At 71.9% G+C, this 24,790-nt stretch carries 25 protein-coding genes and 5 pseudogenes; 16 read left to right on the forward strand and 14 right to left on the reverse strand.

Annotated features, from left to right (window positions below; genetic code table 11):
• Nucleotides 1–28 precede the first annotated feature (28 nt).
• From SSP29_RS37055 to SSP29_RS37090, 8 genes are read right to left on the reverse strand one after another with little or no spacing between them, the layout of a single operon-like run.
• Nucleotides 29–670 carry a YveK family protein gene (locus SSP29_RS37055; protein ID WP_089105298.1) on the reverse strand — a complete coding sequence of 214 codons (642 nt, stop codon included), beginning with the start codon at nt 668–670 and terminating at the stop codon, nt 29–31.
• Nucleotides 667–1,818: a glycosyltransferase gene (locus tag SSP29_RS37060; protein WP_089105299.1), complete on the reverse strand. Its 1,152-nt coding sequence runs from the start codon at nt 1,816–1,818 to the stop codon at nt 667–669. Before SSP29_RS37060 ends, SSP29_RS37055 begins: the two co-directional genes overlap by 4 nt.
• A 1-nt stretch (nt 1,819) precedes the next feature.
• Nucleotides 1,820–2,584: a polysaccharide deacetylase family protein gene (locus SSP29_RS37065; protein WP_089105300.1), complete on the reverse strand. Its 765-nt coding sequence runs from the start codon at nt 2,582–2,584 to the stop codon at nt 1,820–1,822.
• The gene (locus tag SSP29_RS37070; protein ID WP_438363833.1) at nt 2,568–4,385 is read right to left on the reverse strand and encodes a lipid II flippase MurJ; all 1,818 of its coding nucleotides are present in this window, start codon (nt 4,383–4,385) and stop codon (nt 2,568–2,570) included. Before SSP29_RS37070 ends, SSP29_RS37065 begins: the two co-directional genes overlap by 17 nt.
• A complete protein-coding gene (locus tag SSP29_RS37075) occupies nt 4,382–5,743 on the reverse strand; it encodes an O-antigen ligase family protein (protein ID WP_089105302.1) in 1,362 nt (453 codons plus the stop codon). Before SSP29_RS37075 ends, SSP29_RS37070 begins: the two co-directional genes overlap by 4 nt.
• Before the next feature lie 5 nt (nt 5,744–5,748).
• Complete coding sequence (locus SSP29_RS37080) at nt 5,749–7,179, reverse strand: exopolysaccharide biosynthesis polyprenyl glycosylphosphotransferase (RefSeq protein WP_089105368.1); 1,431 nt, start codon at nt 7,177–7,179, stop codon at nt 5,749–5,751.
• A complete protein-coding gene (locus tag SSP29_RS37085) occupies nt 7,176–8,357 on the reverse strand; it encodes a glycosyltransferase (RefSeq protein WP_089105303.1) in 1,182 nt (393 codons plus the stop codon). Before SSP29_RS37085 ends, SSP29_RS37080 begins: the two co-directional genes overlap by 4 nt.
• A 52-nt stretch (nt 8,358–8,409) precedes the next feature.
• Nucleotides 8,410–9,543: a DUF3344 domain-containing protein gene (locus tag SSP29_RS37090; RefSeq protein ID WP_089105304.1), complete on the reverse strand. Its 1,134-nt coding sequence runs from the start codon at nt 9,541–9,543 to the stop codon at nt 8,410–8,412.
• Nucleotides 9,544–9,904: 361 nt separating this feature from the next.
• Between SSP29_RS37090 and SSP29_RS57020 the strand changes: the two are divergent.
• The 5 genes and pseudogenes from SSP29_RS57020 to SSP29_RS37115 form a co-directional block, all read left to right on the forward strand.
• Nucleotides 9,905–10,122, forward strand: a pseudogene (locus tag SSP29_RS57020) (transposase family protein); the annotation flags it as partial.
• A gap of 136 nt (nt 10,123–10,258) precedes the next feature.
• Nucleotides 10,259–10,498: a hypothetical protein gene (locus SSP29_RS37100; protein ID WP_089105305.1), complete on the forward strand. Its 240-nt coding sequence runs from the start codon at nt 10,259–10,261 to the stop codon at nt 10,496–10,498.
• A 303-nt stretch (nt 10,499–10,801) separates the two neighbouring features.
• Nucleotides 10,802–11,083, forward strand: coding sequence for a hypothetical protein (locus SSP29_RS37105; protein WP_089105306.1), 282 nt, complete (start codon nt 10,802–10,804; stop codon nt 11,081–11,083).
• An 85-nt stretch (nt 11,084–11,168) separates the two neighbouring features.
• Nucleotides 11,169–11,663, forward strand: coding sequence for a tyrosinase family oxidase copper chaperone (locus SSP29_RS37110; protein ID WP_150135622.1), 495 nt, complete (start codon nt 11,169–11,171; stop codon nt 11,661–11,663).
• Nucleotides 11,647–12,513 carry a tyrosinase family protein gene (locus SSP29_RS37115; RefSeq protein WP_089105307.1) on the forward strand — a complete coding sequence of 289 codons (867 nt, stop codon included), beginning with the start codon at nt 11,647–11,649 and terminating at the stop codon, nt 12,511–12,513. Before SSP29_RS37110 ends, SSP29_RS37115 begins: the two co-directional genes overlap by 17 nt.
• A gap of 123 nt (nt 12,514–12,636) precedes the next feature.
• Here SSP29_RS37115 and SSP29_RS60320 read toward each other — a convergent pair whose 3' ends face one another.
• Together SSP29_RS60320 and SSP29_RS60325 are read right to left on the reverse strand one after the other, a co-directional pair.
• Nucleotides 12,637–12,981, reverse strand: coding sequence for a hypothetical protein (locus SSP29_RS60320; RefSeq protein WP_245883458.1), 345 nt, complete (start codon nt 12,979–12,981; stop codon nt 12,637–12,639).
• Nucleotides 12,982–13,033: 52 nt separating this feature from the next.
• Nucleotides 13,034–13,240: pseudogene (locus SSP29_RS60325) on the reverse strand (NAD-dependent epimerase/dehydratase family protein); the annotation flags it as partial.
• A 129-nt stretch (nt 13,241–13,369) separates the two neighbouring features.
• Here SSP29_RS60325 and SSP29_RS37125 point away from each other — a divergent pair.
• From SSP29_RS37125 to SSP29_RS37150, 8 genes and pseudogenes are all read left to right on the forward strand, one after another.
• Nucleotides 13,370–13,741, forward strand: coding sequence for a dehydrogenase (locus tag SSP29_RS37125; RefSeq protein ID WP_150135626.1), 372 nt, complete (start codon nt 13,370–13,372; stop codon nt 13,739–13,741).
• A complete protein-coding gene (locus SSP29_RS58795; protein ID WP_167450081.1) occupies nt 13,738–13,899 on the forward strand; it encodes a hypothetical protein in 162 nt (53 codons plus the stop codon). The genes SSP29_RS37125 and SSP29_RS58795 overlap by 4 nt, the downstream gene beginning before the upstream one ends.
• Nucleotides 13,896–14,123, forward strand: a pseudogene (locus tag SSP29_RS37130) (cation:proton antiporter); the annotation flags it as partial. The gene SSP29_RS58795 and the pseudogene SSP29_RS37130, both read left to right, overlap by 4 nt.
• Nucleotides 14,124–14,274: 151 nt before the next feature.
• Nucleotides 14,275–14,934 (forward strand): hemerythrin domain-containing protein, encoded by a 660-nt coding sequence (locus SSP29_RS37135; protein ID WP_089105309.1) that lies wholly within the window; start codon nt 14,275–14,277, stop codon nt 14,932–14,934.
• Between the two features lie 60 nt (nt 14,935–14,994).
• Nucleotides 14,995–16,464 carry an MFS transporter gene (locus SSP29_RS37140; protein WP_089105310.1) on the forward strand — a complete coding sequence of 490 codons (1,470 nt, stop codon included), beginning with the start codon at nt 14,995–14,997 and terminating at the stop codon, nt 16,462–16,464.
• 144 nt (nt 16,465–16,608) lie between these two features.
• Nucleotides 16,609–17,529: a MarR family winged helix-turn-helix transcriptional regulator gene (locus SSP29_RS37145; RefSeq protein WP_368669279.1), complete on the forward strand. Its 921-nt coding sequence runs from the start codon at nt 16,609–16,611 to the stop codon at nt 17,527–17,529.
• A 114-nt stretch (nt 17,530–17,643) separates the two neighbouring features.
• Complete coding sequence (locus SSP29_RS52640) at nt 17,644–17,937, forward strand: hypothetical protein (protein ID WP_145968995.1); 294 nt, start codon at nt 17,644–17,646, stop codon at nt 17,935–17,937.
• A gap of 175 nt (nt 17,938–18,112) precedes the next feature.
• Nucleotides 18,113–18,760 carry a TetR/AcrR family transcriptional regulator gene (locus SSP29_RS37150; protein ID WP_089105312.1) on the forward strand — a complete coding sequence of 216 codons (648 nt, stop codon included), beginning with the start codon at nt 18,113–18,115 and terminating at the stop codon, nt 18,758–18,760.
• 72 nt (nt 18,761–18,832) lie between these two features.
• On the opposite strand, the pseudogene SSP29_RS57025 reads toward SSP29_RS37150, so the two are convergent.
• Nucleotides 18,833–18,976, reverse strand: a pseudogene (locus tag SSP29_RS57025) (TetR/AcrR family transcriptional regulator); the annotation flags it as partial.
• 20 nt (nt 18,977–18,996) lie between these two features.
• A pseudogene (locus SSP29_RS60330) lies at nt 18,997–19,116 on the reverse strand (TetR/AcrR family transcriptional regulator); the annotation flags it as partial.
• Between the two features lie 331 nt (nt 19,117–19,447).
• Between SSP29_RS60330 and SSP29_RS37160 the strand changes: the two are divergent.
• Nucleotides 19,448–22,264 (forward strand): ATP-binding protein, encoded by a 2,817-nt coding sequence (locus tag SSP29_RS37160; RefSeq protein WP_089105313.1) that lies wholly within the window; start codon nt 19,448–19,450, stop codon nt 22,262–22,264.
• A gap of 416 nt (nt 22,265–22,680) precedes the next feature.
• Here the strand turns inward: SSP29_RS37160 and SSP29_RS37165 are convergent, their stop codons facing one another.
• Together SSP29_RS37165 and SSP29_RS37170 are read right to left on the reverse strand one after the other, a co-directional pair.
• Nucleotides 22,681–22,926, reverse strand: coding sequence for a hypothetical protein (locus tag SSP29_RS37165; protein ID WP_089105314.1), 246 nt, complete (start codon nt 22,924–22,926; stop codon nt 22,681–22,683).
• A gap of 8 nt (nt 22,927–22,934) precedes the next feature.
• A complete protein-coding gene (locus SSP29_RS37170; protein WP_150135629.1) occupies nt 22,935–23,393 on the reverse strand; it encodes a hypothetical protein in 459 nt (152 codons plus the stop codon).
• A gap of 743 nt (nt 23,394–24,136) precedes the next feature.
• On the opposite strand from SSP29_RS37170, the gene SSP29_RS37175 reads away from it, so the two are divergent.
• Complete coding sequence (locus SSP29_RS37175) at nt 24,137–24,355, forward strand: hypothetical protein (protein ID WP_089105315.1); 219 nt, start codon at nt 24,137–24,139, stop codon at nt 24,353–24,355.
• Nucleotides 24,342–24,752, forward strand: coding sequence for a type II toxin-antitoxin system VapC family toxin (locus tag SSP29_RS37180; protein ID WP_089105316.1), 411 nt, complete (start codon nt 24,342–24,344; stop codon nt 24,750–24,752). The genes SSP29_RS37175 and SSP29_RS37180 overlap by 14 nt, the downstream gene beginning before the upstream one ends.
• The last annotated feature ends 38 nt before the right edge of the window (nt 24,753–24,790 follow it).

Below are 24,790 nucleotides of genomic sequence, written 5' to 3' on the forward strand. Positions count from 1 at the left end.
GTCGCATACACGATCGACCCAAGCGGTGTCAGTGGGCGTCGGCGGCGACGGCCGGCCCCGGAACGAGCGCCGTGGGCACGGCATCCTCCTTGGACCTCCGGGGCCGCGCGAGCAGGAACAGGCCGCCGAGCAGCCCGCCCGCGCTCGCGCCGACGGCACCGGTCACCACCGGCGACGCGGACGTCGGCAGAGTCGGCCGCACCGCCGGGGAGAATTCGAGGAGCTGGATGTGGGTGCTGTCCTTGGTGCCGTTCGCGTGCCGGACCAGCGCACGGGTGACCCCGTTGGCCATGCCGGAGGCGAGGCGGGGCCGCGAAGAGGTCGCCGAGACCGCGACCACCGGCGCGTCCGGAGAGGCCGCCGTCCGCACACTCCGCTGCAGTGTCCGGACCGGCACGCGCGCCTCTGCCTGGGCGTCCAGGAGGACCGCGAGCTGGGTGGCGGCTCGGCCGTATGCCTGGGCGAAGCCGAGCGCGGTGCCCGGGTCGGAGCGGTCGGTCGGGACGACGACCACGTAGCTGGTGGCCGTGTACACGGGGCCCCGGTACACGGCGTAGCCACCGCCCAGCGCACCGCCCACGAGGGTGCAGCCCGCGAGCATCGACCAGGACAGGAGGGCCCGACGGGCCGAGTGGCCCAGCCACCGGCGCCGCGTGAGGTTGTCGGTCATGGCGAAGTGACTCCCTGAGGTGAGGGGGACGACGAACTGGACACCGCCGCCGCGTACACGTCCATGAGCCGGGCGGCATTGCGGGCGATGCTGTAGCGGCGGGCGGCGTCCGGGGCCGTTCGAGGGCCGGGGCCGGCTGCGCGGACCTCGGCGACGGCACGTGCGTACGCCTCGGGTCCGCCGCGCACGCGCCGGGCGTCGGGGGCGGCCTGCGGGGGCAGGTCCTCGATCGCCGGGCAGGAGGCGTAGAGCACGGGCAGTCCGGACGCCAGGGCTTCCACGACAGCCAGCCCGAAGGACTCCTCCGGCGACGGCGACGCGAGCAGGTCCATCGCGCAGGTGAGGGCGGGCAGGTCGAGGCCGCTGGAATCGTCGGACAGGTAGGGGCGCTCGCCGGCGAACACGACGCGGCCGGCCACGCCGGCCTCGTGGGCCGTGCGGTGCAGGACGCTCTCCTGAGGACCGCCACCGACCAGCAACAGCCAGTGATCGTCGGGAAGCCGGGAGATCGCCCGGACCAGGACGTCGAAGTGCTTGCCCTCGGCGAGTCGGCCGATACAGCCGACGACGTACGCCTCGTCCGGCAGTCCCAGATGCCGGCGGGCGCGGTGACGTCGTACCGGGTCGAAGCGGAAGCGGGCCAGGTCGATGCCGTTCGGGACGACCTCGATGCGTGGGGCGGGCACTCCCCAGCGCCTGAGACGGTCGGCGACCGTGGGAGAGACGGCGACCGTGGTGGAGCCGAGCCGCTCGGCGGCCAGGTACAGCGCTCGGACGCCCGCGGTCAGCCTTCGGCCCTCCATCTGGGAGTCGCCGAGGGAGTGTTCCGTCGCCACGACGGCTCTGACACCGGCGAGCCGGGCGGCCGGCCGGCCGTAGACGCAGGCGCGGTACAGATGGGTGTGCACCAGGTCGTAGCCGCCCGCGCGGATCAGGCGGACCAGCCGCGGAAGTGCGGAGAGGTCGCGGTTGCCGCGCATGCCGAGGTGGTGCACGCGGATACCGTCGGAGACCAGCCCGGTGGCGACGGCACCCGGATTGGTGAGGGCCACCACTTCGCCCTCCACGGGAAGATGCCGCAGCAGCAGGCGGAGTTGCTGTTCGGCGCCGCCGATGCCGAGGCCGGTGATGATGTGCAGCACCCTCATGTCAGACACCCCCCACCGGACGCCGACGCAGCCGGTGGAGCCGGTACTTGAGGTGGAGCCGCCAGGAGGTGTCGTTCTGGCCGACGTGCAGGCGGGGCAGGGCGTGCCGGCCGGTCAGCGGACCGGGATCGATGGCGCAGGCGTAGGCGTAGCCCGCGTCGCGCACGGCGGAGACCACGCGCCGGTCGACCGTGCCGTACGGGTAGCAGAAGCCGTCGACCGGGGCGCCGGTCAGCTCCTCCAGCAGCGCCCTGCTGTGGGCGGCCTCGGCTCCGAGGGTGATGTCGTCGACCCGGGTGAGATCGACGTGTGTCAGCCCGTGCGAGCCGATCTCCACCCCCGCGGCGGCCGCGTGCCGGACGCCTTCCGCGGTGAGCAGCGCCTTGCGCGGGCCGAGCGGATCCCAGGAGTTGACGCCGCCGAACCGCCCGGGCAGCACGAAGAGGGTGGCACCGCAGTTCCAACGGTGCAGCACCGGAAGGGCGTGGGTGAGGAAGTCGGCGTATCCGTCGTCGAAAGTGAGAGCGACCAGGCCGCGCCCCTCGCCTCGGGCACGGGCGGAGAACAGCTCGCGCAGCGTCACGCCGCGCAGTCCGCGCCGGTGCAGCCAGGCCAGCTGCTGCTCCAGCCGCCCGGGGGTGACGGTGATGCGGTACGGGTCGTCCGAGCAGTCGCCGACGGAGTGGTACATCGCCACCCACGGCACCGTGCCGGCGCGCACCGCCGGTCGACTGCTGATGCCGGCGGAGTCAGTTGGAGCGGCCATGAGTCAGCCTTCGTGTGACGGTGTGTGCGGACTGGAGCACGGCCGTGCAGCCCTGAGCGCCCAGGGCCCGGCCGAGCAGAACGAAGACGGCGGTCACGGTCAGGCTCCCGGCCGCGAGACCCGCCACAGGGGAGCCCGGCCCGCGCGCGGCGAGCGTTCCCGCCAGCGTCGCGACCGCGGCCGCCAGGGCGGGCCTGCTCAGCTCGGTCAGTACCTGCCGGACACGGATCGGGACTCCGCGGGCGCCGGTGTGCGGCATGACTCCTCCTCGGGGTGCCGCGGCCGGTGCCGGGACCGCGACCGTGCCCGGGGCGTGGGGCCGCTCACCGCTTCCGGCGTCCTCCGCACCGCAGGAGGGCCCGGCGTTTGGGACCTTGGCTGAGGCGTTCGGCTCACCCGCAAAACCGACGAGCAGCAGCGCTGCCGTGACGGTGATGCCGGCCGCGTTGGCGGCGGCGATCCCCGACACGCCCCAGGAGCCCACGGTCCCCACACCGATCCAGGTGGTGGTGACGACGCCCGCGGCCATGGTGAAGAACGGGTACCAGGTGGCCCGTCCGGTCGAGAAATAGGAGCGGATCAGGACTCCCACCAGGGTCTGGCCGAGCAGACCGAGGGCGTACACCCGCAGCACGCCCGCCGTAGCGGCCGTGTCGTGCGCGGTGAACGCGCCCCGCTGGAAAAGGAGTTGGATGATCTGTGGGGCACAGGCGATCACTCCGGCCGTGCCGAGGAGTACCAGGCAGGAGGCCAGGGCGAGGTCCCGCTCCACCCGGTCCCGGGCCCGTTCGAGGGCGCCGTCGGCGATGGCCCGCGCCACCAGCGGGAAGGTGACGGTGCACAGCATCAGGGACAGCGTCATGGGGATCTGGGCGACCTTCTGCGCGTAGTTGAGGTGCGAGATGGCCCCGGCGGGCAGCGTGGAGGCGAGGAAGCGTTCGATCAGGACCTGGGACTGACGGCACAGCGCGAACAGGAGAACCGTGGCGACGAGGGCGAGGCTCATCGGCCGTACCTCGGCCGGGGCACCGACGGCGGCGCGGGTGCGTCTGCGCAACTGCCGCCACAGGGAGGGAAGCTGCACCATCGCCATCAGGCAGCCGCCCACCGCGACTCCGGCCGCCGCGGATCGCACGCCCCAGCCCGGGCCGAGCAGCAGCATCGAGGCGATGATGCCGGCGTTGTAGACGACGTAGATGGTCGCGGGCGGCAGGAAGCGCCGGTGCGCCCGTAGGGCCGCGCTGCAGTACCCGGCCAGGCCGAAGGTCAGTGCGCAGGTCGCCGTCAGCCGGGTGCAGTCGACGGCGAGGCGGGGGTCGGGCAGGCCGGGGGCCAGCGCCTCGACCAGGTAGGGGGCTCCGCCGGCGATCAACGCGGACACGGCGACGAAGCCGAGGGACAGGCGGGGCAGGGTGGTGGCGACCAGGCTGCGGACCGGATCCCCCGGAGCTCCTTGCGTGCGCCGTGCCAGCGCCATGCTGAATGCCGGGATCAGCGCGAAGGCCAGTCCGTCCTCGATGAGCAGTGTGGCGGCGAACTCCGGCACGGTCCACGCGATCAGGAAGGCGTCTGTCTCACTGCCCGCCCCGAACAGGCGGGCCAGCGCCTGGTCGCGCACCAGTCCGAGCAGTGCCCCGAGGATCGAGAGTGACGCGGTGATGAGCGTGGCCTTGGCGAGAAAGTCCCCGGTGACCGCGGCGGGTCCGGTATGTTCCCCGGCCCGCGCGGCGGCCGGCGCCGAGGGGCCGGCCGTACCCTCGCAGGGAGCGTCGGCAGCACGCCGGGTGCGCGGAGTCGTCATCGCCATAGCCCGACGGCCTCCTTCGCCGTCCCCGGCATCGCGACCGGTGCTCCGGCCTCCTCCTCGTCGGTCCCGCCCAGTGCGCACCACGCCACCAGCCCGAAGACCACGGAGGTCACCACCGTGGAGTGTCCACCGATGTCGCTGTAGGCGAAGTCGGTCAGCTGCCATACCAGCAGTCCGCAGGCGACGAGCGCGCAGTCCATGCCGTGTCGCGGCGTGGTCCGCGTCCGCCGCAGGCGGCGCAGCGCGCACACCAGCAGGGCCAGCCAGCTTCCGACGAGACAGAGCAGCCCGATCAGACCCTGCTCACCGAGGACCAGCAGATACATGTTGTGCGGTGACAACAGCGGCTGCCTCAGGTACGCGGAGCCCGCGCCCTCGGTGTCGCTGGCCGACGACAGCGCCACCGAGGCGTAGCCGTCCCGGTACTCGGGGAAGCCCTTCAGCCCGACGCCGGCCACCGGACGTTCGCGCCACATGGCGGTCGAGGCCGACCACATCGCGTACCGGTCGGCGACGGACTGGTCGGGGGCGTCGGCGACCTGCGTGATGCTGTCGATCCGTTCCTGCAGCATCTGGGTGCCGACCCCCAGGCCGCCCACCAGGACCACGCACGCCGCAGCCGTGGCCGCGGCGACCTTGAGCGCGCGCCGCAGTCCGGCCAGCACCAGCTGCAGCGTGCAGGCCACGGCCGTCGCGATCCACGCACCCCGGCTGAAGGACAGTGCGAGCGGCAGCAGCAGCGCCAGCGCGCACCCGGCGGCACCGGCCCGCTGCCGTACGGAGGAGTGCCCGAGCGCGAGACCGACCGCGCACACCATGCCCACGGCGACCACCGTCGCCATGCCCATCACGTCCTGCGGCCCGAACGTGCCCACGGCCCGGATGTCCTCGCCCTGGTAGGAGGCACCGGACCCGGTGACGTACTGGTGCACGCCGACGGCGCCCTGCCACAGCGCGAGCCCCACGAACGACCAGGCCAGCAGCCGGACGTCCGCCCGGCCCCGGACCAGCAGCAGCACGGCCGCCGGCACCAGGACGAAGATCTGCAGATAGCGGGCCAGGCCGATGATCCCGCCTTCGGCCGAGGGCGCCCCCAGCGCGGCGACCGTGACCCCGACGACCGGCAGGCCCAGCACCACCGCGGCGGTACGCGACAGGGGGCGCCGCCGGTCCCGTACGAGACGGAACACGCAGACCAGCACGACCAGCCCGGACGCCACGTCGGCCGGCCCAGGGCCGTCCGCGCCGGCCGAGGAGGGCGGCAGTGCCAGCAGGCCGAGCACGGCGACCGCGGGCAGTACCGGCGGCAGCGCGGCGATACGACGGGACGGCGGGGCCGGAACATGACTCACGGCGGTCAGCTTCCCGTCGGGCGTACGAGCGCGGCGGCGGTGCGCAGCAGGATGCAGACGTCCTGCCACAGCGACCAGTTGTCGATGTAGGCGTTGTCGAACCGGCAGCGGTCCTCGATCGAGGTGTCACCGCGCAGCCCGTGGACCTGGGCGAGGCCGGTAAGGCCGGTCCGCACCCGGTGACGTGCCGCGTAACCCGGGTGTTTCTGGCTGAACTGCGCGACGAAATAAGGACGTTCGGGGCGCGGTCCGACCAGGCTCATGTCCCCCCGGAGCACATTCCACAACTGGAGCAGCTCGTCGAGCGAGGTGCGCCGCAGAATGCGGCAGAACCGGCGCATCTCGTGCTCGTTCGCCACGCTCCACCGGGTCGCCGCCTCGTGTTCGTCGGCCGGGCGGTGCGTGCGGAACTTGAGCAGCGTGAACGGCCTGCCGTCCTTTCCGATCCGCTCCTGCCGGAACACCACGCCCGGCCCGTCACAGATCCGCAGCACCACCGCACAGGCCAGAAGCAGCGGGCTGACCAGCAGCAACAGCGACCCGGACAGGACGACGTCGAGCACGCGCTTGCCGAAACCGCCGCGGCGCTGCGCGGCCATCTCCAGGCGCCGGCACGGGAATCCGGCCAGCCGGCCCCTCGGCCCGTACGACGGTGTCTCCGCGTCGAGCTCCCAGATCAGGCAGCCCGACTTGGCCAGAGCCCGCAGCAGCGGACCGTGCTCGGTCCGCGCGGAAGGGTGGACGGCCAGCACCGCGCGCACTCCGTTCTGGATGGCCGCCCGCTGGACCTCCTCGCCCGTCGTCAGCACCGGCAGACTCCCGGTGCCGTCCGGACGGTCGGCTACGACGCCCACCGGGCGCACCCCGCACCCCGGATGCCGCAGCACGGCCGCGGCCACGCGCTGGGCGGTGGCCGCCGGGCCGATGACGAGCGCGGTGTGCGGGTGGCGCAGCAGCGCCGCGCGTCGCCTCGCGTCCACGGCTCCGCGCAGGGCACAGCTCGCCGCGATCTGCACGGCGAGGCCCGCCAAGAGCACGCGGAGGGACAACGTGTGTTGCGGCCGGTACATCGCCACGAGTGCCGCGAGCGCCAGCCAGGCGACCGCGATCCGCCCGCACACGGCGGGCAGTTGCTCCAGGAACCCCTCTTCCGGCGATCGTGCCCGGTCCGGACGCAGCAACAGCGACGCGGCCACGAGCACGCTCACGGACAGCGCGGGAAGCGCCGCTCCGAACGGCGTCAGGCCGGCCAGCACGGCGGCCGCACCATCGGCGACGAGCAGCGGCACCGGCGAGGCGAACCGGGCCGGGGCCCTGCGGACGGGGGACCGGAACCCAGGGGCGGTGCCGCCGCGCGGCGGCATGACCGAGACGGGCGAGAATCCGTGGCTCCGAGGCTGTGCGCCGGGGAGGGGAACGGTGCTTTCCGCGGTCACGAGTGGATGGACTCCCTGTGCGAGGTGGGCGCGGAGGGGGGCGCCGCCCACGGACCGATCAGGTCGCGGTAGAGGTCCGCCACCGCCCCGGTGGCGTGCCGCACGTCGTGCCCGGTGAGTACGTGCCTGCGTCCCTGGTGACCGAGCGACTCGCGCAGCGGTGGGTCGAGCAGGAGTGCGGCGAGCGCCTCGGCCAGCGCTGTCGGGTTCCCGGCCGGGACCAGGCAGCGCGGGCCCAGTGAGGGTGGCAGGCTTTCGCGGGCGCCGTCGACATCCGTGACCACCACCGGCCGCCCGCAGGCCATCGCCTCCAGCGGGGCCAGTGCCATGCCCTCCCAGCGCGACGGCAGAACGACCAGATCCGCCGCCTGGTACCAGGGGACGACGTCGGCCACGCCTCCTGCGAACAGCACCGAGGCGGGCGCCCGGCGGAGCAGGAGATCGCGGTCCGGTCCGTCGCCGACCAGGGCGAGACGTGCACCGCGGACCCGGCCGGCGACCGCGTTCCACGCCTCCAGCAGGACGTCCTGGCCCTTCTGCCGGCACAGGCGTCCCACGCAGACGACGAGCGGCGTGGCGGGGTCGAGTCCTCGTAGCGGTGCCGGTCGGATGTTCTCGGCACCGCCGGGGGCGGGCCGGTACCGCTGCGGATCGACGCCGTTGGGAATGACGCTCCACTGTGCCTCGATCCCGGCGCGCACACCGGCTGCTCGTTCCGCCTCGCTGACACACACGACGCGCGAGGCCCAACGCGCTCCCCACCGCTCCCACCGCAGGGCGAGCGCCGAGGTGAACCCGCCCACGGCCTGGAACGACCACGCGTGCGGCTGGAAGACGGTGGGGAGGCGCTTGCGGACGGCGAGCCGTCCGGCGATCCCGGCCTTCGCGCTGTGCAGGTGCACCAGATCGGGGCGTACCTCACCGACGATGCGGGCCAGGTCACGTACCTCCCGGACGAGTGGCGCACCGGGCGACCGTGTCGCGTGCCAGCGCCGTACGTCCGCGCCCAGCGTCCCCAGTTCGGCGGTGAGCGCGCCGTCGGGGCAGGCGACCGTGACGGCGGCTCCGGCGGCGCGCTGAGCCCGTACCAGGTCCGTCACGACCCGCGCGACTCCGCCGTCCACGGGCTGCGTGACGTGAAGGACACGGGGTCGAGGGCCGGTTGCTGACAGATGCATACGCGATGTCCTCGCTCACAGTGGCGCTCGGTTCGGCACGGGGGAGTACGTCTCACCGCTGGGCGTCGACGGCGACGAAGAACGCGCCTGCCCAGGCCGTGTCCTGACGGGACGTCAGCCGGAAGGCCAGCCGGTCGCCGCCGTCCCGCAGCGCTCGTGCGAGGTCGAACACGTCCGAGTCGTAGCCGAGGGTGTTGGCGTAGGCGGGCACACGGTCCGGCGGGGTCTTACCGGGCTGGCTGATCGTCGAGTTGAGGACGTCGTCGACCGGGTCGGCCGGATCGGTGAGCACGGTGACGGCGGTGCGCTCACCGTGCGCGGTCGCGCGGGTGGTGGTGAGGCGGAGCGTGTCACCGCTCACGCCGCGGTCACCGTCGTACGCCACCAGGCCCGCGCGGCCGCCGGCGCCCGTGGGGAGACGCCGCGCGATTTTCCCGAGGCCGACCTCCCCGGTCGGCGTCAGCGCTTCGAAGCCGTCCCAGAGAGAAAGACGCCGCAGTGGATCCGCCGGGTTCTCGTACGCCACCACCAGCGTCCAGCCGCCCCACGCGCCGGCCGCGGACGTTCCCTTCGCCACGTTGACCTGGGCCACCGTGTACAGGCCCGGCTTGCTGTCCCGCACCATTTCCGTGACGTCGGCGGAGGCCTGGAAGGCATCGGCGCCGTTCGCCACGCGGTGGCCGACGACCGTGTCCGCGAGGACCTCCTTGTACTCTCCGCCGGGTTCGGCGATCAGTACGCGCCCGTTGTCCTTCGGCGGCTTCTGCTCACCGACCCGGAGGTTGCCGCCCCAGTACAGCCGTGCGTAGCTGACCCGTGATCCTTCGGGAAGACGGACCTCCGCGCGCGAGGAGTTGTATGTGTTCGGGTCCCGGTCGACGTCGATGTACGTCATGTCGAAGGCGCCGTTCACCCCGGTTTCCCCGGTTCGCACCGCCGGACAGGCGGCCGCCGTCGTCGTCGCGGGAACCGGTTGGTCCGCACGGCAGGTGATGGAGGTGTTGGCGGCGCGCACGATGCCGCCGTGCTGCAGGGCCTGGTACCGCTCGGTGAACGGGATACGGTCCGCCTCCGGTGACGGTGGCGCCGCGGAGGCGGCGGCCAGGGCAGCGGGTGCCAGGATCCCGGCCAGGGCAAGGGCGGTGACCGCCCCATGGCGCAGCGGGGGGAGCAAGGAGTCGCGCATGACCGGTTTTGGGCCTTCCGGAAAGGTTGTGAAAGGAGGGGAGGACGCCATGGAGACGATGCGTGCGCCGCGCGGGGCACGCCGGAGGTGAGCAACTCTAGACGCCGGTGGTACTTATCTGGCGAAACCGACGAAAGTGTCGTAATTGTGAATGTTGGTCGGGCATCGTGAGGTCATGCCGGAACAGGCCGGTTCGTGTCCTCGCGGGGGACAGCGGTTCCCGGAGGCGGACGGTCCCGCCCTTTCCGGTACCGGTCCGGGCCGTGCGGAATCCGTGAGCCCTTTTGGCGTGGCGCACCCGGCCTGCTGCGCGCCCTGCGCGAGGCCGACGCCGAGTACGTCCTGCTGGACGGCACCCTGGGCCGGTCCCTTGGGGGCGACGCCCCTCGGACGCCCGCCGGGCCGTGATCTGACGCCGACCCTGCACACCGTCAACCGGGCGCTGTCCGCAGCACGGGCGCCGGTCGAGTGCGGCGTCGCACGTATGAAGTCCTGGCGGATCTTCCGCGGTCCCGGTGCAGTCCGAATCGAATGTCGTCAGTCTCCGCGGCCGTCCTCACTCTGGAGCGGCAGTGCTGAAAGAGCTTCGTGAGTCATGGATCTCATATGAGGACTCGGTAATTTCGGCCCACCTGGTTTCCGGATCGTCCGGGGCTCGTTGATTACGACGACAGCATTACCGCTGGCTGTTTACCCATCGAAGAAAGGAACACCAATGAAGTCTCTGAAGGCTGCCGCCGTTGTTGCCGGGTCCCTCGTCGTGGCCGGTGCCGCCGCACCCGCGTTCGCGGTGGACGTGCCGTCCGGCCTGAATGGCACGGTGAAGACCGTGACCCAGGGAGTGGACGGGCTCGGCGTCACGAAGAACGGCCCGGTGAGCCACACTCTGCAGGGCGCCACCGGCGCTTTGAACGGTCAGAAGCCGCTTGTCGGCGGTCTGCCCCTGGGCGGCTGACGATGCCGCGATCTCCGCTGGCCGCTGTTTCTTGACCGGCGCTCACCGGCGTATCGGTGACGTTTCGAACAGGCCGATTCCGTAGCGTGCGGAGTCGGCCTTCGGTCTCTTCGGCGCTCCTCACCGGCTTTCGCAGGAGGGTGGGAAGAAACCATACGGCAGAGGCCGTTCCCGCGATTGAGCTTTGAATGCGTATGGGGAATTTTCCGGTGAGGGGGTTTCCGGCGTCCTCGTGGCTCGTTGACCGTGGTGGGGCCATGCTCTTCGCAGACCCGCATGTTTCGCTGATGAAAGGAAACCACCATGAAGCCCTTGAAGCCCATGAAGGCTGCCGCGCTCGTCATCGGCGCCCTGACCGTTGCCGGTGCGGCCGCGCCCGCCGTAGCCCACGGCGGCACCGGGGCCAAGGACGCGGATCTCGCCGGAGTGGTGAAGCAGGTCACCGGGGGGCCTGTCAGCGTGCAACCGCTGCAGACCCTGCACACGCTCGCCGCGAACGGGGAAGGGGCTCTCCCCGGCCCCCTCAAGGACGAGGGGCACACCGTGCACCAGCGCACGGTCGGCCGGGTGGTCGGCGGACTGTAGAACCGGCCGGTGCCCACGGACGGCCGGGGATTCCCGTCCTGCCGCCGGTGCCGGAACGACACTCGACGGGAAGTTCGGAGGAGCATTGACCATACCGGTGAACACCGCGTCGAACCCCGCGGAACCCGTGGGCTCCGCGAAGCCCACGGAGCGGCGTTGGGTGCTGTGGGGGCTGCTGGCCACGGGCACCATGGCGGCTATGGCACCGGCCCCGCCGGCGCCGGGGCGGTCCGCTCCGGAGAAGGCGCGGTTCGTCGAGACATACCGTGGGCGGCGCATCACCGGAGTGAGGCACGGCGTCGGCCCGTCCGGGGACCCCTGCTGCGAAATGTGGCACGTCACGGTGGACGGACGCCCGCTGCCCCTGATGCGCCGGGCGGACGGCAGCTGGATGACCATGGTCGACCACTACCAGTCGTACCCGACCCCGCTCTTAGCCGCCCGCGCCGCCGTGGACGAACTGGGCCCCACCGCGCGGCCGGCGGCGCCGGACGGGAACGACGGCCGCATGGACCACAGCGGCGAGCGGAGTGAGCAGCCGAGATCCCCGAAGGACCATGTCCATGGTGTACACGCGTAAGGATGTCAGCACGCTCACCCGTTCCGAGCGGCGCCGGTTCGTCAACGCGGTGCTTGAGCTCAAACGCAGCGGTGAATACGACGAGTTCGTGCGCATGCACATCGCGTACTACACGCCCGACGGCGAGAGGGGTCTGCGTGCCGCCCACATGACACCCTCCTTCCTGCCGTGGCACCGGAAGTTCCTGGTGGACTTCGAGCGGGCACTGCGCCGCGTGGACGCGTCGGTGACCGTGCCGTACTGGGACTGGACCCGCAATCGCGGCCCGACCGCCGTACCGTGGACCGAGGATCTGCTCGGAGGCGACGGGCGGCGTTCCGACCGGCAGGTCAGATCCGGCCCCTTCGCGTTCCGTAACGGCCGGTGGACCATCACGGTAGGGGTGACCGACACCGAGTACCTCATGCGTGATCTCGGCCGTTCCCACGATCCGATCGCCCTGCCGACGTCCCGGGACGTGGAGTCGGCCGTCGCCGATCCCCTGTACGACACGGCTCCCTGGAACTCCACCTCCCCCAAGGGATTCCGCAACAAGCTGGAAGGGTGGGGGCCGGGACACCCTCCGGCTTCGTGGCGCAACCACAACAGGGTTCACCGTTGGGTGGGCGGTCACATGGTCAGCGGCGCGTCCGTCAATGACCCTGTGTTCTGGCTGCATCACGCCTTCGTCGATCTCCAGTGGTCCCGCTGGCGGCAGCGCCATCCATCTGCCCGCTACCTCCCCGCGAAGCCGCCCGCCCCCGGCGACACCCAGCACGGCAGGATCGTCGCACGGCGGGAGAAGCTGCCACCCTGGGACGTGACACCGCAGCAGATGGAGGACCACGGCGGGATCTACCGGTACGCGTAGCCCGTTCGGGCGCCGCGTGGCCGGGGGTTGGCCGTGACATGGTTCCGGTGTCGAAGGACCCGGAAGGGTCCGGTGCGGGGCCACCGGACCCGGTACCGGGCGCAGCGGGTGCCGGGCGGAGATTCAGTTCGTCACAAGCGTCGAGCGGTACCACTGTTCGGCACGGCCGAACCACGTGGCGAAGCCACCGCCCGGACACCGACCGAGATCCGCCCAGAGGGCGTCGGCCTCGAAGAAGTGGTCCGTCGTCAGGATGTCGAGCGTGGCCGGCGGGACCCCCTTGGCCGCGAGGATCGCCTTGGCCCCCTCGACGGTGAGGTTGTCACTCGGCCAGGGGATCCCGGCGCAGTCGGCGACCGCCCGCAGCGCGCTGCCGACGGTCACCGGCGTCGGATCCGCGGCGTGGTACACCCGCGAGGTCAGGACCCCGTCCGGGGCCGGCGCCGTGGCGACCAGCAGCCGTGCCACGCGCGTTGACCGCCTCGTTGGCCGCGGTGCTGCCGCCGATCTGCGCCGCGCAGTGCAGGAGTACGTCGACCCCGTCGCACACCCCGCGCAGCGAGCCGGGGTCGGTGAGGTCGGCGTGCACGGTCCGCGCCCCGGGGCAGGACCGGGGCAGGGACCGGCGGTGGCTCATGAGCCTGAGGTCGGCCCGCCGGCGCTGTGCCTCGCGCGTCACGTGGGCGCCGACGAACCCGGACGCGCCGGTGATGAGAAGGACGGGCACGGGGACTCTCCCGGGGAGCGGTCGGGGTCAGCGGACACGTGGCCGCAGGACGAGTCTCGAAATCCGTGTCCCCACCGGGGGCGCGGATTTTTTGTTTTCCTTCCGCCCCGACTTGAGGAAGTGTGGTCGATGCCTGTTTCCACCCGGACACCCGTCGGTCGATGGACGGGTACGGTCACGCACGACGGCGAGGTGGACGAATACACCGTCGCCTTCGCCCCGGACGGCTCGCTCTCGGTCACCACGCGCAAGAGCACCGGCACCGGCTCCTGGACCGTCACCGGCGACGACTCCCTGGAGTTCTCCCTGCGCGGGGACTTCAACCTCGACGTCACCCAGATCAGCCCCAACGGCCACCGGGCCGCGTACATACAGATCGACATCACCGCGCGGCACGACGGCGACGCGCTCACCGGCGAGGGCAAGGCCGTCGTGCACGGCCCCGACGACGTCGTGATCTACGCGACGGGTGCCCGCACCGAAGCGCGCCGGGTGTCATGACGGACGAAGTCGCCCGGCTCACCGATGTGCTGAGCCTGCGGGACCTCGCCGGACGCTATCCGGCCGGCCTCGACGAGGGCGGTTTCGACGCGACCTGGGCGAGGTCCCTGTTCACCGAGGACATCGAGATGACGTTCCCGGTGGGCAGCCACCGATGAACTGCCGGGGTCTGACCGAGCTGATCGTGCTCAACATCGGGCTCGGACCCGGTGTCATCGGGCCCGAGCTGTTCACCGTCCTGGTGCTGATGGCCCTGCTCACCACGGCCATGACCAGCCCCGCGCTGACCCGGATCCGCAAGGGGATCGACGAGGACCTTGAGCGGGAACCGGCCGGAATCGGCCAGGACGAGCCCGTTCTGGAGATCGCGAGAACCCGCTGACCTGCGCCTTCGGGTGCCGCAGTGGCGTCAGCCGCCGACCGGCGAATAGTTCAAGCCCTGATGGTTGGTAGATTGCTAGTTGGGAGATTGATAGATAAGTAGGTTGACGATACTCTCGCAGTGCGACGACGAAGCAGTGAGGGAGAGAACGATGAGCCAGGACTTCAAGAACCTCGACATGACGATGATGTTCGTGATCCACGACGCGCTCCGCCGCGAGCTGGAGCGGATCGCCCGGATCACCGCGCGGGTCGACGAGGACCCCCGGCACGTACTGAGCGCGGCGGTCGGCTGGGAGCTGTTCAAGAAGTTCCTGACCATCCACCACACCTCCGAGGACGTGAAGATCTGGCCGGTCATGGAGGCGGCCCTGGCCGGCCGGAGCTCCGAACTGGCCCTGCTCGCCGACATGGAGGCCGAGCACGGCGTCATCGACCCGCTGCTCGCCGACATCGACGCGGCCCTGGCCGACCGCGACTCCGGCCTGGAGCGCCTGACCGGCCTGACCGACACCCTCTGCACCAAGCTCGGCGGCCACCTCGACCACGAGGAGCGGGACGCCCTGCGGCTGATGGACATCACACTCTCCCAGGAGCAGTGGGCGGACTTCGCCGCCGAGCAGCGCACCCGGGTCGGCGACGACTCCGCCCGCTACCTGCCCTGGCTGCTCGACGACATCGACGCCGCGAAGGCCGCCAAGCTCCTCGGCAGCATGCCCGAACCGCTGCGCAACGCCTACGAGAACGACTGGCGCAAGGCCTACCAGGACCTCGACATCTGGACCCCGAAGACCGCCTCCGCCAGCCGCTGACCGGACCCCGAGGGTTCCGCTCGACACCCCCCAACCCTGAGACAGACACGGAGACATCCCATGTCGCTGCAAGACCGCACTCAGGCCGTCCCCAAGGCCGCGGCCCCGCCGCAGCAGGACGGCAGGCCCGGACTCGCGTTACTCGTGATCGCCGCGGCCCAGCTCATGCTCGTCCTCGACAACACGATCGTCGCCGTCGCCCTGCCGAGCATGCAGAGCGCCCTCGGGCTCAGCGAGTCCGGCCTCGGCTGGATCGTCACCGCCTACGCCCTGGCCTTCGGCGGTCTGCTGCTGGCCGGCGGCCGCGCCGGTGACCTCTTCGGCCGCCGCCGGGTCTTCCGCACCGGCCTGGTCCTGTTCACCGCCGCCTCGCTGCTCGGCGGCCTCGCCCAGAGCGGCGAACTGCTCATCGCCGCCCGCGTGATCCAGGGCGCGGGCGCCGCCATCGCCGCCCCCACCGCCCTGTCCCTGCTGGCCACCACCTTCCCGGCGGGCCCCGCCCGCAACAAGGCGCTCGGTGTCTACGGCGCGATGGGCGGCCTCGGCTCGGTCGTCGGCCTGCTGCTCGGCGGCGCGCTCACCGAGTACCTGAGCTGGCGCTGGGTGATGTTCGTGAACATCCCGATCGCCCTGGCCGTCCTGTTCGGCACCGGCGTTCTCGTCGAGGGCGAGCGCGAGCGCGGCAAGGTCGACGTGCCCGGCGCACTCACCGCCACCCTGGGCTTCGGCTCGCTCGTCTACGCCATCAACCGCGCCGGCGACAAGGGCTTCGGTGACAGTGTCACCCTGATCGGCCTGGGCGCCGCGCTCGTCCTGATCCTCGCCTTCGTCCTCGTCCAGCGTGCGAGCAGGGCGCCGATGATCCCGCGCGGCGTGCTCGCCGACAGGAGCCGGGTCGGCGCCGACCTGATCATGTTCCTGGTCGGTGCGGGCATGCTCGCCACCTTCTACTTCCTGACCCTCTACATGCAGCTGGTCAAGGGCTACGCCCCTATGGTCACCGGCGTCGCCTACCTGCCCTTCGCCCTCGGCATGGGCATCGCGGCCGGCGGTCTCGGCCCGCAGCTGCTCGCCAAGCTGCCCGAGCGCAACGTGATCGCCCTCGGTCTGCTGATCGGCACCGCGGGCATGGTCTGGTTCAGCTTCATCGAGCCCGGCCAGAACCCGTGGGCCGCGCTGCTGCCGGCCCAGCTGGTCGCCGGTCTCGGCCTCGGCATGGTCTTCGTGGCCGTCACCGTCGTCAGCGTCCGCGGGGTCGCCCCGCAGGCCACCGGCGCGGCCTCGGGACTGGTCAACACCGCCCAGCAGATCGGCGGCGCCATCGGCCTGGCCGCCCTCGCCGCGGCGGCCACCGCCATCACCGACCACGAGCTGCCGGGCAGCGTCCCGCACGCCCTCACCACCGGCTACTCGTACGGGTTCCTGCTCGGCGGCGGCTGCTACCTGCTGGCCCTGATCGTGGCCCTGGCCACCCTCCCGGGTACCCGCCCCCAGCAGCAGGACGCCGAACACCCGCCCGTCGCCCTGTGACCGACCCCGGCGGCCCCGCCCCGACCACTCCGGGCGGGTTCGCCGGTTCCCCGGTGCCGGTACCGGTGCCGGCCGGGAAGCCGTCGATATACTCGGGCAGGAGGTGCTGCCTTGCGGTACGAGAGCGACGACGAGCGCGGCCCGGTGACCCGGACCGAGCAGACCGCGGAGGTCCCCGGAGTCCTCCCGGACGCCCTCACCGACTTCATCGGCTATCTCCTGCGCCGCGTCTACGCGCAGTTCTCCGCCACCGACGACGGCGGCGACAGCGACTCCCGCGACTTCCTGGTCCTCGACGCGCTCACCGGCCGCGACTGGGAGTCCCAGCTCGACCTCGCGGAGCGGCTCGGCATCAACCGCACCATCATGGTCGGCGTCATCGACCGCCTTGAGGCCCGCGACGAGGTCCGGCGCACCCGCAACCCCGACAACCGGCGCCAGTACGTGCTCTCCCTGACCGACACGGGACGCGAGGCCGTGGAGGCCAGCCGGCGGGCGGTCGCCGAGCGGGACGCCCGGCTCACCGCCGTACTGACGGACGAGGAGACCGCCCGGCTCGACGAGCTGCTCGGCCGGCTGCTGCCCGAGTCGGCGCAGCCGCTCGTGCAGGGCACCGAGTACCTGGTCGCGCAGGCCCACCACCGGCTGCGCAAGCTCGGTGACGACCAGCTGGCAGGCACCGGTCTGAGGGTGCGGCACTACGGCCCGCTGTCCGCTCTCGACGTGCTCGGGCCCATCGCCCAGCAGCGGCTCGCCGAACTGCTCGCCATCACCGGGCCCGCCGCCTCCCAGCTCGTCGACGAACTCGTCAGACTGGGCCTGGTGCGCCGGGGCCGCGACCCGCACGACCGGCGCCGGTACGCCCTGGAGGTGACCGACCTCGGCCGAGAGCAGCTCGGGGTCGTGGCCGGAGCCGTCGCGGGACTCGCCGCGGACGTCTCCGCCATGCTCGGTCCCGGCGGCGAGGACGAACTGCGCGGACTGCTGCTGAAACTCCTCGCCCCGACGCATTCCGGCCCGGCATTCGCGGAGAACACCAAGCCATCTGTCCCCGCCAGGGGTTGACCCTCTGGCCAAAGGCTGTCCCGCTTAATTCGGCGGATTCACCGCGCCCTTTTCCAGGCTCTTCGCAGCGCCCTTCCGGTTGTTCTCCGGAAGGGCCACGAGGGGCCTTTTTTCATGCGGATCTCTCCTGCGCCGCACTCAACATGCAGGCGATGTCCCGCCTCGCCCCCGCCGACCGGCTCACCGGCAACGGCCTCTGCCAGACGGCCGTTTCAGCTCGCCGGGGTCCTCGCGGTCGCGCTCGTCGCCGCCCTGCTCGCCGCCCACACGCCGGCGCCCGGCACCGGTCCGGCCGTCGCCTGCCGGCCGGCACTGGCCCTGGTCGCTGCCCTCGGCCTCCTGGGCCTGTTCGTCGGCCTCACCGGCCTGATCCGCACCCCTCCCTCCTCACTCCACCACGGGGAATGACCATGGACCAGACAACGCAGACCGGGGTCTTCGACGACCTGGACGACGAACTCGACGAAGTGGTGTGTCAACGTTGTCCAGAAGGGTTTCCGGGCCCTCGCTCAAGGTCCGCACCGGGGCGGTCATGTCAGAATGAGGGCGCCCGCCGTTCGTCCGGTCTTCATCGAGGTTGTCCGTGTCCCAGCCCGTCGGCCGAGTGCCGCAGCGTAGCAACGCACGGTCCAACCGGGCGCGGATCCTCGCCACCGCCCGCCAGGAACTCGGCCGGAACCCCGACATCACCCTGGAGGAGCTGGCCCGCGCCTCCGGTGTCGTACGGCGCACGCTCTTCGGGCACTTCCCGGGGCGGGCCGCGCTGCTGGAAGCCCTGGCCGAGGAGGCCGCCGAGGCGCTCCAGGCCGCCCTGGCGCGGGAGGCGGAGCCGGCGGAGCCGGCCGACCGGGCCCTCGCGCGCTTCTCCCTGTCGCTGTGGCCGGTGGGCGACCGCTACCGGATGCTGCTGGCCCTCGCCCACCGGGACCTGGGCGCGGAGCGGGTCGCCGAGGTCCTCGCACCGGCCCGGGTCCGGGCCACGGCCATCGTGGAGCGCGGGCAGCGGGACGGCGTCTTCCATCCCCATCTGCCGCCTGCGGTGCTCAGTGCCGCCCTGGAGGGCATGTCGATCGCCCTGCTGGAAGAGGTCAACACCGGAGCGTTCGAGGACGACGGCACCCGCACGGCCGTCGCCACGCTCATCGCGGCCGGGGTCCCCGAGAAGCAGGCGCACACCGTGGTCGACGAGGTCGCCGCCGAGGCCGCGCCGGAGAACCCCGCCGGGACCTGAACCGGGCGGCCCCGGGGCCTTCCCCTCTCCCGGCGGCGCACGGGGCGGCCGCCGGGGGCGTCGGCGGAGCCGTCAGCCGATGTCGGGCAGGGGGCGCCGGGCCACCTCGCGGGCGTCGTCCGGCGGTACGCCCGGCATGCGCAGGGCCATCTCGGCGAGGTCTGCCGCGGCCTCGTCGCCGTCCGCCTCGGGGCGGGCGAACCTCGGCTCCACCAGCCGACCCGTCCGCCGTAGAGGCGCCGGGCCACCTCGCGGGCGTCGTCCGGCGGTACGCCCGGCATGCGCAGGGCCATCTCGGCGAGGTCTGCCGCGGCCTCGTCGCCGTCCGCCTCGGGGCGGGCGAACCTCGGCTCCACCCAGCCGACCCGTCCGCCGTGGACGCGCCCGACCTGCTCGGCCACCACGCCCGGCTGGGCGCCGCACGCCGGGAGCGGTCCGGGTGCGGGCGCCGCCCTTCCCGCCGGGTGAACGAGCCGTCGTACGGGTTCCGCAGTGGTGCGTGGTCGCGTGGTCGCGTGGCCGGCGGGACTACGTGGTTCACGGGATGCGATGCCGTCGGGCGCGGAAGAAAGCTGGGGGCGTGCTGTCCGGGTACCTGGAGAGCTCCGATCGCGTGGCGACCGCTCGCCCTCTCTTCCACGGCCCGGGGAGCGCACTCGGGCACCGGACGACGAGCGTGGGAGTTGAGTGGTCTTGGGTCGTAGCACACCGCTGCGGGGTCGTTCCGACCAGCTGTCGCTGGGGCTCGCCGTATTACGCCGTACGGTGCGGTCCGGCCAGAGCGGGATCGTACTCGTCACCGGCGAGCCCGGGATGGGCAAGAGCGCGCTGCTGGACGCCCTGACCTGCGAGGCCGCCCCGCTCGGCTTCGTGGTCGGGCGGAGTTCGGTGGACGAGATAGCGCGGACCACGCCCGGTGCGCCCCTGCTGATGGCGCTCAGGTCGGGGCCGCTGGCCTCGGCCTCGGCCGGGGCCGGGACCGGGACCAGGACCGGGACCGGGGAGATCGCCGAGCTCGACGGGCTGTCGGCGCGGCCCCTCACCTTCATGGACCGGATCGGCGAGATCCTGGAGCGCGCCGCGGCGGACACCCCCGTCCTGATCGCCGTGGACGACGTGCAGTGGGCCGACCAGCTGAGCCGTACGGCGCTGTCCGCGCTGCCCGGCTGGCTCGCGGGGCATCCGCTGGTGTGGGTGTTCACCAGCAGGGACGCCGACTGCCCGGTCTTCCGTGACCTGACGGCCCGCACCACCCCCTCGACACCCGTCACCGTCGTCCCGCTGGCGGCCCTCGGCCGGGACGACGTCCTGCAGATCGCCCGGGACCGGCTCGGCCGCCCGCCCTCGGAGCCGGTCCGCCGGATGCTCGACGGCGTCGGCGGCAGCCCCTTCCTGGCGGTCCAGCTCCTCGAAGGGCTGCTGCGGGCCGCGGCGCGCGGCGAGCCCGCCGACCGCGTTCCCGACGAGTTCATCGCGGGCGTCCGCCGGTCGCTGGCCGGTCTCGACCCGGCCGCCGCCGACGTGGTGCGGATGGCCTCGGTGCTGGGCCGGACGTTCGCCGTGGACGAGATGGCCGAACTCCTCGCCCCCCGGCACGACCACGCGTCGGTCGCCACCGGCGTGGAGGCGGCCCTCGCCTCCGGACTGCTCGGCACCGTCGGGCACCGGATCGGCTTCCGCCACGACCTGGTCCGCGAGACCGTCTACGGCGCCCTCTCCGACGGCGCCCGGCGCCGCTTCCACCGCGGCTGCGCGGCGTTCCTGATCGACGGCGGCCACAGCCCCCTGGAGGCGGCCCCGCACGCTCGGCTCAGCGTCACCCCGGACGACGAGGCCTGCGTCCGGATCCTGCGGGACGCCGCCGAGGAAGCCGTACCGGCTCTGCCCGAGACCGCCGGGAAGCTGATCACCGAGGCGTTCCGGCCGCTGCGGCCGGGCAGCCGGACGTGGCGCGAGACGGGGGAGCACTGCGTGGACGTGCTGGGCCGGGTGCAGCGGGCGGCCGACGCGGTGCACCTCGCTCAGACGCTGCTGCGGCGCACGAGCGAGCCCGAGGCGACGGCCCGGATCCAGGTGCTGATGTCCCGCGCGCTGTGGCTGACCGGCAGCCTCGGCGACTCCGTGGAGCGGATCGGCAGGGTCCTGGCGCTGCCCGGCATCTCACCGGCGCTGCGGGCCAGGCTGGAGGCGGCCCGGGCGCTGGCGCTGACCGGCCACGACGCCACCGCCGCCCGGGCCGTGGCGCCGGCCGCGCTCCAGCAGGCGCGGGCGGTGGACGACCGGGAGGCCATGGTGCTGGCGCTCCAGGCGGTCGGGGAGGTCGGCCGCAACTCCGGGCACCACGTCGACGCCATGACCGCGTTCCGCGAACTGCGGCAGCTGGAGGGCGTGAACCACGTCGCCGGCGAGATCATCGAACTGCAACTCCTCGACCGCTACGAGGAGTCCGAGGCACTCATCGCCGCGGCCCTCGCGGACGCCCGGGACGAGGTCGAGGCGGTCCGGCCCTCCCTGCTGTCCGCCCAGATGTGGCACGACTTCAACCTCAGCAGGCTGGACGACGCCGAGTCGGGGGCCCGGGCGCTGATCTCCATGAGCCAGGAACTGGGCGGCCACGTCTACGAGTTGGACGCCGTCGTGGTGCACGCCTCGGTGTGCGCGCTGCGCGGCGAATGGGAGCAGGCCAAGCGGCTGGTCGCGGACCGGGAGAGCCGGAGCAAGGCCGACGACGGCATCCGCAAGCCCAGCCTGAGGCTGATGCGCGGCTGGTTCGCCGCGGCCGAGGGGCGGCCCGCGGACGCCGTGGACATCCTGGCCCCGGTCCTGTACACCGCCCGCGAGTCGAGGACCTGCTGGCCCTGGTGGCCCGGCTGGACGCGGTTGCTGCTGGCGATCGGCACGGCCGCGGGCGACGAGCGCTTCGCCAAGGAGGCGCTCACCCTCGCCGAGGAGGGCGCCGCGCGCAATCCGGGCATCGCCAGCTACGAGGGGATCGCCTACCAGACCCAGGGCCTGGCCCGTGCGGACCTCACCCTGCTGGAACGGGCCGCCGACACGCTCGGCCGCAGCCCCCGCCCCGAACTCCAGGCCGGCGGGGCCGCCGACTACGGGAAGCTGCTCGCGGCCCGGGGGCGGCGCGCGGAGGCCGCCGTCCACTTCGACCGGGCCTGGGCCGTCTACGAGCGGATGGGCGCCCGCCCGGCACAGGACTCACTGCACCGCGCGGCCCGCAAGGCGGGCATCCGGCGCCCCGAGTGGTCCGCCGGGGCCGGGAACGCCCGCCCGACCCACGGCTGGGCCGCCCTCACCGACGCCGAGACCCGGGTCGCGGCCCTCATCAGCGCCGGCCACACCAACCGGTCGGCGGCCGCCGAACTCGGCGTCTCGCCCAACACCGTGGGCACCCACCTGCGTTCGGTGTTCGCCAAGCTCGACGTCAACTCCCGCGTCCAGCTGGTCAACGCCCACCGCAACCGCACGGACGAGACGTTCGGAATCCGGTAGCGAGAGCCCCGGTGGAATGGAGGGCGCCCTCCCATTTCGAGCCACAGGCGCCCGGGGCGCCCGGCCGGGAGGGCGGCGTATCGCCGAAACGCGGTGCTGACCTGCGACGATGTCCAGAGAGGTGCGAACCGCGGGTGGCGCCCCCGGCGGGAGCCCCAAAACATGGCTGGTCGTGCGCACGGCGCTGACCTGCGCATTTGCGCCACGGTGGTGGTTGAGGGGCGGTCTCGGCTGGTGCCGGTCCCGCTGCGGGCGGTCTCGGCGGTGGATGAACCCCCGAGTGCGGCGCTGAAGACGAGCCCCGGCTGACGCCTTCGATGAGTTCGGTTGACATGCCGGAAGACGGGGACGTCGACGCTTGGGCATGGGTGGCTCGAAAAGGCGCTCGGTGGAGCCCAAGGGCTCCACCGAGGCGACTACTTGCGTCCGGGCTTCTTTTCCGCCGTCTTCGTCATCCAGGACTGACAGGCCCATCGGGCAAGGCCGCCCACGGCGAGGGACACGAGAAGGGCGCCCCAGTCGACGATGTGCGGGAGTCCGGGGAAGAAGGCGAAGAAGGCGAGCGTGACGACGAGGCCGACGAGGAACGAGGTGATCCCGACCCGGCGTCGGCGTGTTTCCCACGCCTGGTCCGAGTTCTGCCCCTCTTGCTGCTCGGTCATGAAACGACTCACTTCGTGATGTGGTGGCACTGGCTCACACGGCGCACCCCGTTGACGTAGAGATGGGCACACGCTTTGCCATAACGAGGCAGCCTCTGGGGAGAGTTGTTCCTCATCGGGTCGATCTTGCATTCGCTGTGGGTCCGGCCCTGTGACGTGCGGTAGGTCCGGTTGTTGGTGTCGGCGTACGTGAAGTCGATGCGCCAGTTGCAGAAACCGCTGCTGAGCGCTCCCACGAAGGCGCAGTCGACGCCGGCGTTCTGGTACGTGATCTTCCTGCCGCTGCCTCGGATGATGTGTGTGAACATGCAGCCGGTCGGGACCTTCATCGTCACGCCGCCCACGCTGTACTCGAAGGTCTGCACGGCAGTCGACCCGAGCGCGGTGGCGTGCGCACCCGTCGGCGCGGTGAGAACGAGGGCTCCTGCGGCGGTCAGAGCTGTGGCGAGGCGCGTGATGTAGGGCATGACGAAGCTTGTCCCCTTCTGTGATCTTTCGATGAGTACCTGGGACAACCGCGTCCGCCGTTGGTCGGTTGCTGGATTCAGGCTGATTCACTGCCTTGAGTGATCAAAGAATAAGTGGGCTGACCAGCAGAAACGTTAACAGTGTCGTTCCGGGTTCCCGGAAGGGATGACCTTGACGGATGTCGAACCCGCGAGGGTGGCGGGGGAGGATACCGGTCTGGGCTGAGACTTTCCCGGGTTCGGCGGGTAGGACGGACAACTGGTGCGTCGGCGAGATGGTGGGAGGCATGACGAATGCAGATCGTGCGCAGTCGATTCCCTCTCCAGGGGGTGGCAGATGGGGACCCCCACCCACCGTTCATGTCCGGTACGTCGTTGTCGACGGGCCGGAGGGCGAGGAGTTGGGACGGCGTCAATTGAACGTGATCCGCGACATCCTGAAAATCCTGGCGGATCAAGAGCAAAGCGCGTGTCGCCCCGGAGACAGCGAGCAGTGACGTCGGGGCGACCATGAGTGTTCAGCGTCTGGCATGGGTCACACGACCAGCGATCGCCGATGGTGCCGGTGAGGGTCCTGACGCGGCACGGCGTCTCGGGGGCGGGATCGCTCCGGAGTTCAGCCGCGTGGTTGTTCTGTGACGGGGAGGCTCGCGGGCAGGGGTTCTGGCCGTGACAGTCACGGTCACCGTGGCGGGCGTGGCGACGCTATCGTGGATGTACGGCGCGGTGGAGAGGAAGCGGTCATGACCTCGGCGTACGACTACAGCGAACTCCATGAGCTCATTGATCGCCTGGAGCCCGAGCAGGCTGAGGAACTGCGGCGTCATGCTCTGCGTCTGGTGAAGCCCGCGCCGAGCAGATTCCGGATACTGCGGACCTTTGAAGGTCCGGCAACCGATCTCGGCGCCCGGGCGAGGGACATCGTACGGGCGGAGATCGGCGAGGGCGATGCTGATCGTTGACTCCGGTCCGCTCGTCGCCTTCCTCAACCGCAACGATCCCGATCACGAGCGCTGTGCAGAGCTCCTGGAGTCGTTCGACGGCGACCTGCTGGTCACACCGTACGTGCTGACCGAATGCTGCTACCTGATCGGGAAGTATCTCGGCGCCGAGGCCGAGATCAACCTGGTGGAGTCCGTCGTCGGTGGCGACCTGGTACAGGTGTTCCCCGAAGAACGGGACATGGCCCGGATTTCTGACCTCATGAACCGCTACCGGGGCTTTCCGCTGGGCGTCGCGGACGCTTCGGTGGTCGCTGTGGCGGAGCGACTGAAGCTGACCAGCGTCGCGACGCTCGACCACCGGCATTTCCGGGCGATCGCGCCCGATCACGTTCCCGCCTTCACGCTCCTTCCCTGAGGGCGCGCCTGCCCAGGTTCTCCCGGCGTGCCAGCGGT

The sequence above is a fragment of the Streptomyces hyaluromycini genome, assembly GCF_002217755.1.
Taxonomy (GTDB): domain Bacteria; phylum Actinomycetota; class Actinomycetes; order Streptomycetales; family Streptomycetaceae; genus Streptomyces; species Streptomyces hyaluromycini.

Excerpts from the sequence above, each read along its gene's own strand:
- SSP29_RS37085 (WP_089105303.1), bottom strand. The coding sequence starts at position 8,357 with ATGCATCTGTCAGCAACCGGCCCTCGACCCCGTGTCCTTCACGTCACG.
- SSP29_RS37170 (WP_150135629.1), bottom strand. The coding sequence starts at position 23,393 with ATGCCCTACATCACGCGCCTCGCCACAGCTCTGACCGCCGCAGGAGCC.
- SSP29_RS37115 (WP_089105307.1), top strand. The coding sequence starts at position 11,647 with ATGGTGTACACGCGTAAGGATGTCAGCACGCTCACCCGTTCCGAGCGG.
- SSP29_RS37135 (WP_089105309.1), top strand. The coding sequence starts at position 14,275 with ATGAGCCAGGACTTCAAGAACCTCGACATGACGATGATGTTCGTGATC.
- SSP29_RS37140 (WP_089105310.1), top strand. The coding sequence starts at position 14,995 with ATGTCGCTGCAAGACCGCACTCAGGCCGTCCCCAAGGCCGCGGCCCCG.
- SSP29_RS37180 (WP_089105316.1), top strand. The coding sequence starts at position 24,342 with ATGCTGATCGTTGACTCCGGTCCGCTCGTCGCCTTCCTCAACCGCAAC.
- SSP29_RS37090 (WP_089105304.1), bottom strand. The coding sequence starts at position 9,543 with ATGCGCGACTCCTTGCTCCCCCCGCTGCGCCATGGGGCGGTCACCGCC.
- SSP29_RS52640 (WP_145968995.1), top strand. The coding sequence starts at position 17,644 with ATGCGGATCTCTCCTGCGCCGCACTCAACATGCAGGCGATGTCCCGCC.
- SSP29_RS37100 (WP_089105305.1), top strand. The coding sequence starts at position 10,259 with ATGAAGTCTCTGAAGGCTGCCGCCGTTGTTGCCGGGTCCCTCGTCGTG.
- SSP29_RS37060 (WP_089105299.1), bottom strand. The coding sequence starts at position 1,818 with ATGAGGGTGCTGCACATCATCACCGGCCTCGGCATCGGCGGCGCCGAA.
- SSP29_RS37105 (WP_089105306.1), top strand. The coding sequence starts at position 10,802 with ATGAAGCCCTTGAAGCCCATGAAGGCTGCCGCGCTCGTCATCGGCGCC.
- SSP29_RS37125 (WP_150135626.1), top strand. The coding sequence starts at position 13,370 with ATGCCTGTTTCCACCCGGACACCCGTCGGTCGATGGACGGGTACGGTC.
- SSP29_RS37070 (WP_438363833.1), bottom strand. The coding sequence starts at position 4,385 with ATGACGACTCCGCGCACCCGGCGTGCTGCCGACGCTCCCTGCGAGGGT.
- SSP29_RS37055 (WP_089105298.1), bottom strand. The coding sequence starts at position 670 with ATGACCGACAACCTCACGCGGCGCCGGTGGCTGGGCCACTCGGCCCGT.
- SSP29_RS37165 (WP_089105314.1), bottom strand. The coding sequence starts at position 22,926 with ATGACCGAGCAGCAAGAGGGGCAGAACTCGGACCAGGCGTGGGAAACA.
- SSP29_RS37175 (WP_089105315.1), top strand. The coding sequence starts at position 24,137 with ATGACCTCGGCGTACGACTACAGCGAACTCCATGAGCTCATTGATCGC.
- SSP29_RS58795 (WP_167450081.1), top strand. The coding sequence starts at position 13,738 with ATGACGGACGAAGTCGCCCGGCTCACCGATGTGCTGAGCCTGCGGGAC.
- SSP29_RS37065 (WP_089105300.1), bottom strand. The coding sequence starts at position 2,584 with ATGGCCGCTCCAACTGACTCCGCCGGCATCAGCAGTCGACCGGCGGTG.